A 15,129-nucleotide genomic window follows, 5' to 3' on the forward strand; every position below is an offset into this window, starting at 1 on the left:
ACGAGCTGCCGCAGCGGCTCGGGACGCGGCGCGGACAACACGAACAGCAGTTCGCGGCCGTCGTGGTGCCGGGCACCGACCGCGGGCGGCTCCTCGACCACGAGGTGCGCGTTCGTGCCGCTGAACCCGAACGAGCTCGTCGCGGCCACCAGCTTGCCCTGGCTGTTCGGCTCCCAGGGGCGCAGCTCGGTGTTGATGCGGAACGGGCTGCCGTCGAGCCGGATCGCCGGGTTCGTCACGTCGTGGCGCGGCGACGGCGGAAGCGCGCGGTGCCGCATCGCGAGCACGATCTTGAGCACGCCCGCCACGCCGGCGGCCGACATGGTGTGGCCGATGTTCGTCTTCACCGAGCCGAGTGCGCAGCCGCGGGAGCCCTCGGCGGCGCCGAACGCGCGGACCAGCGCCTCGGTTTCGATCGGGTCACCGAGCTTCGTGCCGGTGCCGTGCGCCTCCAGCATGCCGATCTCGGCCGGGTCGATGCCGAAGCGGTCGTGCACCTCCCGGATGAGCCGTTCCTGCGAAGCCGCACTGGGCGCGGTGATCCCGTTCGTCGCGCCGTCCTGGTTGACGGCACAACCGCGGATCACCGCGTGCACGTGGTCGCCGTCCGCGAGCGCGTCGGCGAGTCGCTTGAGCACGACGACTCCGACGCCTTCACCGGGGACGAAACCGTCGGCGGCCGCGCCGAACGTGTGGCAGCGGCCGGTCGGGGACAGCATCCCCGCGCGGCCAGCCGTCAGGTAGGTGCGCGGCGTCGTCTGCACCGCGACACCACCGGCGACCGCGAGCTCGGTCTCCCCGCTCCGCAGCCCCTGGCAGGCGAGGTGGATGGCGACCAGGGAGCTCGAACAAGCCGTGTCGACCGCGATCGCGGGCCCGTGCAGGTTCAGGTGGTAGGCCACCCTCGCCGGCACGATCGCGGGGTGGTTGCCCCACGCGGCCTGCGCGGGCGGCCGCTCGGTGAACCAGGCGGTGTAGTCCCCGCCGGTGCAGCCGACGTAGACGCCCGCGCGCTTGCCGTCGAGCGCGGCGCCCGCGTACCCGGCGTTCTCCAGTGCCGTCCACGCCTCCTCGAGGAACAGCCGCTGCTGCGGATCGGTGCAGGCGGCCTCGCGCCCGGACATCCGGAAGAAGCGCGCGTCGAACTCGTCGATGCCGTCGAGGAAACTGCCCGACCGGCACGCGACGTCCGTCCACTCCGGACCGGAGGTGTCCCAGCGCTCGATCTGGCCGACCAGGTCGTCTCCGTCGGCGAGGTGCCGCCAGAGAGCGTCCAGGTCGGGCGACTGGGCGAACCGGCCGCTGATGCCGACGATGGCGATCGGCTCGTGCGGCGCCCCGGCCGGCGGTGACAGTGCCACCTCCCGGACCAGCTCGGCACTTCCGGTCGCCGCCGGGGCGGTCGCTCCCGGCAGCGTCGGCTGGTGGATGCTCGCGACGTGCGCGGCGAGCAGGTCGACGCTGCGGTGATCGAAGATCACGGTGGTGAGCAGGTCGATGCCGAGTGCTTCGTTGAGCTGCTGGACGAACCCCGCGCCCACGATCGAGTCGAGGCCGTAGTCGGCGAACGCCCTGGCCGGGTCGATCGCGTCCTCGGTCATCCGCAGCGCGGCGGCCAGCTTCTCCAGCACCACGGCGGCGACCGAGGCCACCGGCACAGGCTCCGGCTCGGACTCGGACTCGGGCTCGGCGACTGGCGGGGCTGGTTCCGCCGCCATGTCCAGCCCGCGGACCACCCCGTCGCTGTGCGCGAGGACGACCTGCTGCCCGAGCGGCTCGGCTTCGGCCGCCGCGTGCGCGACGGCGGTGAACCCCTCCTGCTCCAGCACGGCGCGCCAGGCGGCCGGGGCCAGCGCCGGGCTGCCGGGCACGCGCAGCTCCGGGTCGGAGTGGGCCCACCAGCCGTCGAGCAGCCCGAACGTCAGGTGGTTGACGAGGTAGAACCCGCTGATCTCGTTGAGCGCCAGCAGTCCGTTGCCCCGCAGCAGACCCTTGACACCGCGCAGGGTCGCGCGCACGTTCGGCGTGGTGTGCAGCACGTTGGCCGCGATGACGACGTCGAACGCCCCGATGGGAAGGCCCTGGCCGTGCGGCGGCTCGGCGGCGTCGTAGACCCGATAGGTGAGGTCGGCTCCGAACGCGTCCTCGGCGCGGTGCAGGAACGCCCTCGACACGTCGGTGAAGCAGTACTCGGCGACCTCCAGTCCGGCCCGCGCGAGCCGGTCGAGCACCACGCGCGTCGTGCCGCCGGTGCCCGCACCGACCTCCAGCACGCGCAGCGGGGCGGCGGGCTCGGCCGCGCGCCGGGCCGCCAGGAACGCGGCGACGTGCTCGGCCAGCACGCTGTTGAAGTGGTCGGCGACCCGGTTGTCCCGGTAGACGCCCTCGACCAGCTCGAAGGAGCCGTTCGGGAAGAGCACGTCGGTGGCGAGGACGGCGCCACGCAGCACGGCGGGCAGCGCGGGCACGGTCCGGCCGAGCAGGTCCAGCGGGGTGCGCAGGTCGGGGTTGGCGTCAGCCCAGTGCCGGGCGGACCGGGCCCACTCCGCCCGGCACGCCGCGGCATCGGGTGCCGGTGCGCCCCACCGGCCCGCACCGTCGACGAGGCCGTGCTCGGCGAGCGCGCGCAGCATCGGGGGCAGCCAGGCGGCGAACCGGTCGTCGGTGCCGATGTCCGACGGGTCGGAGAACCCAGCCTCGCGGAGCTCGGCGGCGACCCAGCGGCACAGCGCCACGGCGATCTCGTCCGGCACGGGCCCCGCCTGGTGCGCGGCGAGCGGTTCGGGCAGCGGCGGTTCCACCGGACTGGACGCGGCGGCCGCGGCAACGGGCTGCACCGCGGCGGTCTGTCCGATGAGCACGCCCTCCACCGGCAGCGGCCGCCCCAGCCGCAGGAACCCGATCTGGTCGAGCGGCCCGGCGAGCAGAGCCTCCAGCGCGGTCATGGCGGTGGCGGGGTCGATCGGGGCGAGCCCCTGCGCCGCCACGCCCTCGAGCACGTCGTCGGTGACGTTGCCCCAGTAGCCCCAGTTCACCGTCTTCACCCGGCAGCCGAGCGCGTCGCGCAGGCCGGCCGCCGCGGCGTCGACGTAGGCGCAGGCAGCGGCGTAGTGCGCCTGGTTCGCGTTGCGGATGAAGCTGACCAGCGACGACACCAGCAGGACGAAGTCGAGGTCGAGCCCGGCGAAGGCGTCCGCGAGGTGCCCGCACGAGTCCACTTTGGACCTGAGCGTCGCCTCCAGCTCGTGCTCCCGCAGTGCGGCGAGCGGGGTGTGGCTGAACGTCATCGCCAGGTGCACGACACCGTCGATCCGGCCGTACCGGGCGACCACCTCCTCGCGGACCCGCCGCAGCGCGGCCGCGTCCGCGGCGTCGGCACGCAGGTACACCGGGGCGGTGCCGTCGATTCCGGCGCTCCTCGCACGGATCTCGTCGTCCTCGGCGCGCCGCCCGACCCAGACGATCCGGGCGTCGTACGTGCGCGCCAGGTGCTCGCTGAGCACGACACCGAGGTCTCCGGCGCCGCCGATGAGGACGTACACCCCGCCCCGCCGGAACGCGGACGTCTCGGGCCGAGCCTGCTCGACCGGCACGAGCCTGCGGCGCAGCCACTGGCCGCCGGTGCGCACGACCGGGTGGGTCCGCCGGTCGGCAGGCAGGGCGAACACCTCGGCCGGGTCGAACGGCTCGTCCCCGGTGAGGTCCACGGCGCGGACCCGCCAGTGCGGTTGCTCCTTGGCCAACCCGCCGACGAGACCGTGCAGGCTCGCCTGGGCCGGGTCGGTGGTGCCATGACCGAACGCGTTGCGGGTCACGAGCGTCAGCTCCACCTCGCGGTCGCCGTAGCGGTCCTGCACCGCCTTGAGCACGCGGACCGCGCGGTGGACCACGGCACGGGGTTCGCCGGACGGCGTCGGGAACCTCAGCACAACCCGGTCGGTCTCACCGGGCGACTGCTGTGCGGCTTCGCCGTCCCAAGTGGACACTTCGGCGTCGGTGTCCCTCAGTGCGGCGATGTCCGTGTCGTCCAGGCCGATCGCGAGGACCCGCCCGGCGGGTGATGCGCGGCCCGGCCGTTCCGCCTCCCACACCGGGATCACGGTGAGGTCGCCTGCCGGGAGCGCGTCACCGGCAACGGTCGCGGGCGCCGGGCTCGCGGCGCAGTCACCAGCCACGGCGGCAGGCACCGCAACGGGTTCAGGCGGCTGCACCACCGGCTCCGCCTGCTCCGGCAGGACATCGGTGTACCAGTAGCGGTCACGGGCGAACGGGTACGTCGGCAGGCCGACGCGGCGTGGCCTCGGACCATCGGTGTGCAGGCGCGCCCAGTCCACCGCGGTGCCACCCACCCACGCCTCCGCCAGCGGGGCGAGCTTGCCGCGTGCGACCCAGCGGACGAGGGTCTCCTGGAAGTCGTCGTCCGCGGCGATCGCGGCCGGCAGAGCCGAAGGCCCGGCCCCGCCCACGTAGGTGTCAGGCGGCAGTTCGGTGCCGCGGACGCAGGCGTCCAGCGCGGCTGCCAAGGCCGCGAGGTCACCTGCCACCGTTGCGAAGCGGGCGGCCATCGGTTCCCTGCCCACCTGGAGGGTGTAGGCGATGTCGGCGAGATCCGTGTCGCGCCACGAGCCGCCGCGCAGTTCGTCGCGCAGGCGCCCCGCCGACTCGCGCAGGCGCTGTTCGTCCACTGCGGACAGCACCACGGCCTGTGGTGCGACCGGCCGCTCCGGAAGTTCCGGCACGATGTACTCCTCCACGAGAAGGTGGGAGTTGGACCCGCCGGCACCGAACGCCGAGACCACCGCGGTCCGCGGCGCGCCGCCTGTCCTCGACCACGGCGCGGCCTCGCGTTGCAGCACGAAGGGCGTGCCGTCGAAGTCGATCTCCGGGTTGACCTGCGCGGCGTGCAGCGACGGGGTGAAGGTGCCGTGCCGCATCTGCAGCAGGACCTTGGAAAGGCCCGCGATTCCCGCTGCCGCTTCGAGGTGCCCGATGGCCGACTTGACCGAGCCGATCGCGCAGAAGCCCCGGTCCTCGGTGAACTCGGCGAACGCCGCGGTCAGCCCGGCCACCTCGATCGGGTCGCCGAGCGGTGTCCCGGTTCCGTGCGCCTCGACGTAGCCGATCCGCCTCGGGTCCACCCCGGACCGGCGGTACACCTGCCGGATCACCGCAGCCTGCGCCTTCGGGTTCGGCACGGTGAACCCGTGCGTGTGGCCGCCGTGGTTGACCGCGCTGCCCCGGATGACGCCGAGGATGCGGTCGCCGTCGGCCTCCGCGTCGGCGAGCGGGCGCAGCAGCACGGTGCCGACCCCCTCACCGGGAACGTAGCCGTCGCCACCCGCGCCGAAGCTGCGGCAGCGCCCGTCGCTCGAGGCGAACTGGGCCTGCCCGATCATGAGGTACTTGCTCGGGTGCAGGGACAGGTTCACCCCACCCGCCAGCGCCACACCGCACTCCCCGCTGCGCAACGCGGCACACGCGAGGTGGATCGCCGACAGCGAGGATGCGCACATGGTGTCCACGGCGACGCTCGGACCGCTCGCGTCGAAGAAGTACGAGACCCGGTTCGCGATGGACGCGAGGCTGCCGGGAACGACCACCGGTTGTTCCGCGCCGTAGAGCTGGTACTCGGTGTACATCGCTCCGGCGAACACGCCGATGTCACCGGCGTCCTCGCCGACCCTGGCCATCGCTGCGGCGCGCAGCGAGTCGCGCGTGTACCCGGCGTCCTGCAGCGTCTCGTACGCGGACTGCAGGAACAGCCGTTCCTGCGGGTCCGTTGTGGACGCGGCAGCCGGGGAGATGCCGAAGAACAACGGGTCGAACTCGGCGACGCCGTCGATGAACCCGCCCCACTTGGCGTAAGTCTTGCCGGGGATGCCGCGCCGCGGGTCGAAGTGGCGGTCGTGGTCCCAGCGGTCGGCGGGCACCTCCGTCACGCAGTCCGTGCCGGCCATGAGGTTGGCCCAGAACTCGGCGAGGTTCCGCGCGCCGGGATAGCGGCCGGACGTTCCGATCACCGCGATCGGCATCTCCTCGTCCCGGCGAACGGGCACGTCGGCGACGAGCGGCCCGGCGGCGGGTTCCGGAGCCGGTTCGGGTGCGGATGCAGGTTCCGGTCCGGTCATGCCGACGAGCGCGGCGAGCGCGTCCGGCTGGGTCCGGGCGAAGTGGCGGGCGAGCCCGTCGATCGTGCGCACCTCGAAGAACAGCGTGCTGCCGACGTTGCCGAGCACCTTGCGGACCGCGTCGGTCAACTGCACCACGAGGATCGAGTCGATGCCGTAGCGGTCGAACGTCACGTCGGCGCGCACCGACGACACCGGTAGCTGGAGCACGTCGGCGACGAGAGCGCGGAAGTGGTCGCGCGCCCGCTGGAGCAGCTCGGCCTCCCGGTCGGCGCTCGCCACAACGGTTTCCGGTGCCGACACAGGTGCCGGCACGGGTGCGGGCGCGGGTGCGGGCACCGCCGCCGGTTCGTCGTCAGTACCGGGCGGGAAGGCAGGGCCACCGGCGGGAACGGGCTGCCGGACGACGCCGTCGCTTTCGGCGACGAACACCTGCTGCCCGAGGTCGTCGGCACCCTCGGCGGCGACGAACGCCGGCCGGAAACCGGTCTCGCCGAGCACCCGCAGCCAGTTGTCCGGGGTCAGGCCGGGTGAGCCGGGGATCCGCACCGCCGGATCGTCGTAGCGCCACCACCCGTCCAGCAGGCCGAAGGTGAGGTGGCTGAAGAACACGTTGTCGCTGAGCTCGTTCAGCAGCAGCATGCCGTTCGCGCGCAGGGCCGCCTTGGTGTTCGTCAGCGTCGTGCGGATGTTCCGCGTCGCGTGCAGCACGTTCGTCGCGATGGCGACGTCGAAGCCGCCGGCCTCGACCTGTTGCCCGTCCAGTGGCTTCTCGACGTCGAGGATGCGGGGGTCGAGGTACGGCGCGATGTCGCCGTACGCCCGGCGCGCGTGCAACAGGAAAGCCTTGGAAATGTCGGTGTAGCAGTAGGTTTCGATGTGCTCGCGCCATGGTGCGAGGCGGCGGAACAGCACCGCGCTCGTGCCGCCGGTGCCCGCGCCGATCTCCAGGATCCGCAGCCGCGCGTCCGGGTCGTCGGCCACCCGCGCGCGGACGTGCTCGACGAGCGTGTCCGCGAGCACGTCGTTGAAGTAGTCGGCGACCGGGTTGTTCCGGTAGACGGCTTCGACGAGCTCGAGCGAGGACTTCGGGAACATGACGTCGGTCGCGGGACGGTGCCCGGTCAGGATGTCGGTGAGCGCGCGCACCGTCGTGTCGACGAGCACCGCCTGCGGACGCTTGCCGTCGCTCTCCAGCCACGGCTCCCGGTCGAGGTCCCAGCGACGCCACGCGGCCTCGAGGTCCACCGGGCTCACGTCAACGGCTTCGCAGCGACCGTCGGCGGTGCCGCGGAGCAGTCCCCGGCGGGTGAACACGGCGACGGTGTGACCGAGCCAGCGCTCGTAGCGCGGTTCGATCCCGCCTGCCGCGAGCCAGTCGGCGACGGTGCCCGCACGACCGGGCGTGAACAGGCCCAACTGGCGCAGCAACGCCCAAGTGATCCGGACGAGCGCGTCCTCCATGGACCGGCCGTGCCCGTCGGCGGCGGTGCGCACGCGTTCGATCTCGGCCCGCCGATCGGGGCGCGCGTCGTGCAGGGCCGCGACCGGCGAGGATCCGCCGCCGGGCAACGTGGTGAGCACGCTGCCCTCGTAGAAGGTGGCGATGCTGCGGGCGTCGGCGGCCTTCAGCAGCGCGAGCCGGTCGTGCGGCGAGGTGAGCAGCCGGTCGAACGCGGCCGTGCCCTCGTCCGGCTCGATGGAACCGAGGCCGAGGCGCGCCATCCTCCTGCGGTAGCCGTCTTCGGCTACGACGCCGACGCCGCCCCAGTACCCCCAGTTCATCACCTTCACCGGGCAGCCGAGCCGATCGGCGAGGTGGTCGGCGAAGGCGTCGGCGAACGTGCAGCCCGCCGCGTAGTTGGCCTGGCCGGGCGCGGTGAAGAACGCCTGCATCGACGAGAAGAACGCGACGAACTCGAGGGGCTGGCCCGCGAAGACCTCGGCCAGGTTGACCGCCACGTCGGCCTTGGCGGCGTAGGTGGCGTGGAAGCGTTCCTCGTCCATCCGTGCCACGCTCTGGTCGCCCAGCACGATCGCGGTGTGCAGCACACCGTGCACCGGGCCGTGGCGCCGCACGACCTCCGCGCAGGCACGACGCAGATCGTCCACATCGGACGCGTCGGCCCGCACGTAGTCCGGCTTCGGCCCGAAGGCGGCGAGCCGGTCCTGGTTCGCAGCGATCTGCGCGTCGAGCGGCCTGCGGCCGATCCACACCACCTGGGTTCCGTGGCGGCGCAGCAGGTGCTCGGTCCAGACCGTGCCGATGCCACCCGCGCCGCCGATGGCGACGACGACGCCGCCGGGAGCGTGCGGTGAGGCGATCGGCTCCGCGTCGGCGACCTCGAGCAGGCGGGGCCGGAACCACTCGCCACGCCGCAGGGCGACGACGCCGCCCCGAGCAACGGCCGGTGGGTTCAGCACCGCGTCCCACGGCACCGCCTCGTCCGCGGCGATGTCGACCACCCGGACCTGCCAGTGCGGGTACTCCTTGGCGACCGACCCGAGCAGGCCGTGCACACCCGCGTGCGTCGCGTCGACGAGCCGATCTCCGGGCGCCCGGCACGCCTGCCGGGTGACCGCCGTGAACCCGATCTCGCGGCCGTCCGCACCGCTCGCCAGCAACGCCTTGACCCACCGGAAGACGGAGAGTGCGCCGTCGCGTTCGGCTGCCTCCGAGGCGAGCCAGACGATGTGGTCCACGTCGGCGGGCATGTCGGCGGCCTGGTCGTCGTCGAGCACCGCGGCGCCGGGGAACCCCTCGCGGTCACCGGCGGCGCCACCCGCGAGGACCAGCCGGGTAGCCGTGGCGCGCTCGCACTCGACGTCGCCGGGCAGCGCGTCCCAGACCGGGGCGAGCAGCGCCGTGCGGACCGCCGGTTCGTTCGTCAGGTGGCGGAACGCGAGTCCGCGCAGGCGCACCGCGACGCGGCCGGCGTCGTCGCACACGTCGATGTCCACTGTGGTCACGTCGGCACCGCTGGTGGCGCGCCGCACATGGGCCCACATCGTCTCGCCGACGGGTGTGAGGAGGTCGGCCTCGTCGACGGCGAACGGGAGGGCGGGGCGACCTTCGCGCTCGGCCAGCGTCCCGGCCGCGTCACCGAACAGGCCGACGACCGCCTGCACCGCGCTGTCCAGCAGGGCCGGGTGCGCGGCCAGGTCCGGGTCGTGCGCGTCGGCGGGCAGGACGAGCCGCGCCAGCACCTCGCCGTGGCCGACGGCCAGCCCGTCGAGTGCCCGCAGCCGGTCGCCGTGGACGATGCCGACCGCGTCGAGCGCCGCCCGGCACTGCTCCGCGGTCAGGGTCCGGGCACGGCACCGCTCGCGCACCGCTTCCAGTGGCACGGTCGTGGCCGGTCCGGCCTCGGCGTAGCGGCCCTGCGCGTGCACCTCCGTCCCGTCGCGACACACGCGGAAGGCCTCGCCGTCGCGTTCCACCGACAGGTCGGCCCCTTCGGCGCCGACCGGGAACGGCGTGGCCCACACGAGGTCGCGCAGGCCGGTCGGGGTGAACGCGCCGGACGTCACGGCCCGCCGCGCGAACTCCAGCGACAGCACAGCGGGCAACACCGGCCGTCCGTCGACGTGGTGGTCCGCCAGGAAGAACTCCTCCCCGGTGAGCCGCACGCGGTACGCGGAGCCAGTGACCTCCGGCCGAGTGCGGTGCGCCAGGTCGGAGCTCGCAGGCCAGTAGCTCTGCCGCTCGTACGGATAGGTCGGCAACGGCACGACGCGCCGCACGGCCGCAGGGAAGGCGCCGGTGAGGTCCACCGCGTCCCCGCGAACGAACGCCGAGGCCACTTCGGCGGCGGTACCGGGCCGTGCGGTGACCTCCGGCCGCGTGTCGGCGGGCACCTCGCCGACCAGCACCTCGTCCGCGGCACCGGACGGCCAGGCACGCAGGTGGTCGGCGAGCGCAGCGGTTCCCGCGGCGACGACGGCGAGCCGGTGCGGCATGGCGGCGCGCCCGGCGGCGAGGCTGTAGGCCACTTCCGCGGCGGAGAGCTCCGGCTCGCGGTCGAGGTGCGCGACGAGCCGTTCGGCCACGGCCCTGAGCGCTTCCGGTGACCGCGCGGAGAGCAGGAACGCTTGCGAGCCGGGCACTTCACCGGCGGGCGGCCGCTGGTACTCCTCCAGCACGACGTGCGCGTTGGTTCCGCTGGCGCCGAAGGAGCTGACGGCGGCGCGCCGCGGACCTTCCTCGGGCGCGGGCCAGTCGGTCGTCTCCGTCGGCACGACGAACGGGCTGCCGTCCAGCGGGATCCGCTCGTTCGCGGCGGTGAAGTGCAGTGAGGCCGGCACCTTGCGGCGGCGCAGCGCGAGGACCGCTTTCACCACTCCGGCCACCCCCGCGGCGAACTGGGTGTGCCCGATGTTGGTCTTGATCGAACCGAGCGCGACGCTGCCCCGCCGCGCCCCGGCGAACACGCGGAACAGCGCGCGGAACTCGATCGGGTCGCCCAGTTGGGTCCCGGTGCCGTGCGCCTCCACGAGCTGGATGCCGCCGGTGCCGATGCCGGCGTGCACCTCGCGCAGCAGCCTTTCCTGGGAGGCCGCGCTCGGCGCGGTGATGCCGTTCGTGGTGCCGTCCTGGTTGACGCCCGAGGCCCGCACGACGGCGTGCACGTGGTCGCCGTCCCGTTCCGCGTCGGCGAGCCGCTTGAGCACGAGCGCGCCCGCACCCTCGCCCGGCACGAACCCGTCGGCGCCCGCGTCGAAGCTGCGGCAACGGCCTGAGGCCGACAGCATGCCCGCCCGCGCGGCGGAGGCGTAGAGCCGTGGTGTGCTTTGGACGAACACGCCACCGGCGATCGCCAGGTCGGCGGTGCCCGCCCGAAGATCCCGGCAGGCCAGGTCGATCGCGACGAGCGAGCTGGAGCACGAGGTGTCGACGGTGAGCGCGGGGCCGGTGAGGTCGAGCAGGTAGGCGATCCGCGACGCGACGACCGAGCCCATGGTCCCCCACAGCGCCTGCGGGGGTGCCGCCGCGTCCAGGTGGTCCCCGTAGTCGCCGGCGTAGCAGCCGACGTACACGCCGACGCGGTCGCCGCGGTGGCGCGGCCCGGTGTACCCGGCGTCCTCCAGCGCGTTCCAGCACTGTTCGACGAAGATCCGCTGCTGCGGGTCCATCGCGGTCGCCTCGACGCCGGAGATCCCGAAGAACGCCGGGTCGAACCGGTCGATGCCGCGCAGGAAGCTGCCGGTGCGGCAGGTGATCTCCGGTGCGAGCGGCCAGCGCGTGACCGGCTCGACCAGGTCGGTGCCCGCCGTGAGGTGGGTCCACAGCGCCTCCGGGTCCTCCGCGTCGCCGTACCGCGCGGCGAGGCCGACGATCGCGATCGCGTCGTCGCCTGCGTCGCGCGGAGCGGCCGTGGTGGGTCCGGTGGCGGCGCCCGTTCCGGCCAGGAACGCGCCGAGCCGGTCGAGTGTGCCGTGGTCGAAGAGGTCGGTGGTGTCGAGGGCGGTGCCGAGCGCTTCGTTGAGCCGGTGCACGAGGCTCACGCCCAGGATGGAATCGAGCCCGTAGTCGGCGAACGGCCGGTGCCGCTCGATGTCGTCGACCGGCGTCTGCAGGATGTCCGCGAGCTCGGCCAGCAGAACACCTTCGGCGTCGACCTCGCCGCCGCGCCGTGCGACGGGCGCCTCCGCGCTCTCGTGCTCCGCGGGCTCGAACCAGAACTCGGGACCGCTGAAGGGATAACCGGGCAGGTGCACCCGGCGCCGGGCACCGTCCACCTGGGACCAGTCGAGCGGCATTCCCTTGGTCCAGAACGCGGCCAGCTCGCTCCACGCACCGGTCGCGACCCACTGCTCGACGAGCGCCCGCAGCTCGGCCTTGCCCGCCAGCTCGGCGAGGGTTTCCTTGCTCACCTGGACCCGGCCGCGGCACCACGGCCCGTCGGCGCCCTGATCGTCCAGGAACGCGCGGAGCTGTTCCTGCCACTCCTGCGCGCTTCGCGCGAGGAAGCACAGCCGTTCGTCCATCGCTTCGCGGCCGGTCCGCAACGTCGCCGCGACGGCCGTGAGGTCTGGGGCGTCCTGCCCGTCGAGCCATGCGACGAGCCCGGCGGCGCGGGCGCGCAGATCCTCCTCGGTCCGCGCGGACAACGGCAGCAGCACCGGGTTGCGCGGCGGGACGGCCTCCACCGCGGCCCGCTGGTGTTCGGCGACGATCACGTGTGCGTTCGCGCCTCCGGCGCCGAACGAGGAGATCCCGCCGATCCGGGGTCCGCCGGACGGACGCGGCCACGGGCGGCCTTCCCGGCACAGGGTGAACGGGGTCGCGGCGAAGTCGATGTCCGGGTTGGCCGGGTCGGCCTGCAGGGTCGGCGCGAGCTCGCCGTGTTCCAGCTGCAGCACCACCTTGGTCAGCCCGGCGATGCCCGCCGCCGCCTCCAGGTGGCCGATGTTGGACTTGACCGAGCCGAGCGCGCAGGTGCCCGGTCCCGGCGCGTCCGGCGCGAACGCCTGGGTCAGGCCGTCGACCTCGATCGGGTCGCCGAGGCGGGTGCCGGTGCCGTGCGCCTCGACGTAGCCGACGTCGGCCGCGTCCAGCCCGGCCCGCTCCAGCGCCTCGCGGACGACCGCTGCCTGGGCACGCGGGTTCGGCACGGTGTAGCCGTTGGTGCGGCCGCCGTGGTTGACGGCGGACCCGAGGATCACCGCGTGGATCGGGTCCCCGTCGGCCTCCGCCGCGGCGAGCGGCTTGAGCAGGACCGCGCCGACTCCCTCACCGGGGACGAACCCGTCGCCGTCGGCGCCGAAGCTGCGGCAACGACCGTCGGCGGCGAGCATCCGGGCCCGGCACAGCTCGACGTAGGTCGAGGGGTGCAGGTACAGGTTCACCCCACCGGCGATGGCGAGGTCGCACGCGCCGTGACGCAGGTGCTCGCACGCTTCGTGGATCGCGGTCAGCGACGCCGAGCACATGGTGTCCACCGGCATGCTCGGGCCACGCAGGTCCAGCAGGTAGGAGACGCGGTTCGCGAGGGAGGCGAACGACGTCCGCGGCGCACGCCGCGGACCGCTCACCGCCGGTGGCCGGTTGCGGTCGAACCCGGTCTTGGTCACCCCGGCGAAGACGCCGACCCTGCCCTGGTGCTGCTCGGCGAGCCTGGCCCGCGTGTATCCGGCGTCTTCGAGCGCGCACCACACGGTTTCGAGGAACAGCCGTTCCTGCGGATCGATGTCGGCCACGTCGCGCGGCGCGATGCCGAAGAACGCCGCGTCGAACCGGGCGAAGCCGTCGAGGAACCCGCCCCACTTGCTGTAGCTGGCGCCCGTGTCCACCGCGCGCTGCTGATCGGGTTCGTAGAAGCCGTCCAGCGACCACCGCTGCTCGGGAACCTCCCGCACGCTGTCGCGGCCGGCGCGCAGGTTGTCCCAGAACGCCTCCAGCGTCGGCGCGTCGGGATAGCGGCCGCTGATCCCGATGACGGCGATGGGCTCACCGGCCGGCGCCGGGCGCCGAGTGCTCGCCTCGGCCGCCGGGGCGGGGGCGGGGGCGGCGGACACCGGTGCTGGCGCGTCGTCGAGCCAGCGGGCGCAGCCGTCGGGGTGCCGCTCGGTCAGGTGGACGGCCAGTTCGCCGAGGGTCGGGTACTGGTAGAGCACGGTCTTGGGCAACGCGCCGAACCACCGCGCGAACCGCTGGTTCAGCCGGGTGACCGTGAGCGAGTCGATGCCGTAGCCGTCCAGCGGTGCCGCCGCGTCGAGGCGGTCGGCGTCGAGCCGCATCACCTCGGCGACGAGCTCCTTCAGCCGCATGACGACCTGGGTGCGGAGGTCCTCCGCATGAGCCTGCTTCTCGGTCATGTCGTTCCCTTCCCCCGTGATGACGACGTGGGCGGCACCGAGCGCGATCGCCGCGTGCAGGGCGTTCAGGGCGGTCTCGGTCGGAAGTGGCGGGCCGAACCGGTCGGCGAGCGCGGGCAGCTCCTCCTCGGGCACCCGCATGCCGCCGTCGCGCCACAGCGGCCAGCCCAGCGAGACGCTCACGCCGTGCCTTTCGCCGCGGGCGGCGAGCTCGGCGCGGCCGTTGAGGTGGGCGTCGAGGAACCCGTTGGCCGCGGCGTAACCCGACTGGCCCGCGTTGCCCAGCGTCCCGGCCGCCGCGGAGAACGCGACGAAGAAGTCGAGCGGCACGTCGCGGCTCGCCTCGTCGAGGTTGACCAGGCCCGCGACCTTCGGCGCGAGCACCCGGCGGAAGTCCTGACAGGACGCGTGGATGAGGTAGTCGTCGCGCAGGACGCCCGCCGCGTGCACGATGCCGTCGAGCCGCCCGTGCGTGCGGACGACGTCCGCGACCAGCTCGCGCACCGCCGCCGCGTCGGTGACGTCCACGCTGCGGTACTCGCCGGGCCCGCCGGCCCGCGGGGCCCGCCCGCACCGCACCACGACCGCGTCCGGGGCGTGCCGGGCGACGTCCTCGGCGAGGAGCCTGCCGATGCCGCCACCACCACCGCTGATCAGGTAGACGCCGCCGGGCTTCCAGGCGCACGCGGCCGAGGCGGGTGCGGCGGGCTCCCAGTCCGGCACCTCGAGACCGGCCGAGGTGTGGCGGACGTGCTCCCCGCTCACGTCGGCGTTCAACGCGGCGGTGAGCTCCGCGGTCGACGGGTCGTCCACGAACTCGACGAGCCGGACGCGCACACCGGGGTCCTCCTGAGCGGCCGTGCGCAGCAACCCGAGCACGCCGGGGAACACCGAGCCGGCGCGACAGGCGACCTGGACGGTGCACGGACGGCCGTCGTTCACGGCGAGCAACCGCTTCATCTCGCCGAACAGCCGGATCGCCGCCCGCTCGTAGGCGGTGGCCGGGTCGTCATCACCGCTGTGCACCTCGGCGACGGAGACGCCGGGCAGCCGGTCGCGGACGACTGCGGCGGCGGTGGACAGGTCGCACACCACGATCAGCCGCCTGCCCTCGGCCGGGAGTGCGGCCGATGCCGGTTCCCGGTGCCAGACGGGCACGCGCACGATGCTGCGGGTCATGGGA

1 protein-coding gene (only partly in view) is annotated in these 15,129 nt (G+C 73.8%); it reads right to left on the minus strand.

Annotated features, from left to right (window positions below; translation table 11 throughout):
• Nucleotides 1-15,125, minus strand: the 5' portion of a protein-coding gene (locus tag FKR81_RS11875) for an SDR family NAD(P)-dependent oxidoreductase (RefSeq protein WP_186762922.1). The gene continues 7,915 nt to the left of window position 1, outside the view; only the first 15,125 of its 23,040 coding nucleotides appear in the window; it begins with the start codon at nt 15,123-15,125; the stop codon falls past the left edge of the window.
• Nucleotides 15,126-15,129: the final 4 nt, after the last annotated feature.

Origin of the sequence: Lentzea tibetensis (assembly GCF_007845675.1) — a bacterium.
GTDB classification, from domain to species: Bacteria; Actinomycetota; Actinomycetes; order Mycobacteriales; family Pseudonocardiaceae; genus Lentzea; species Lentzea tibetensis.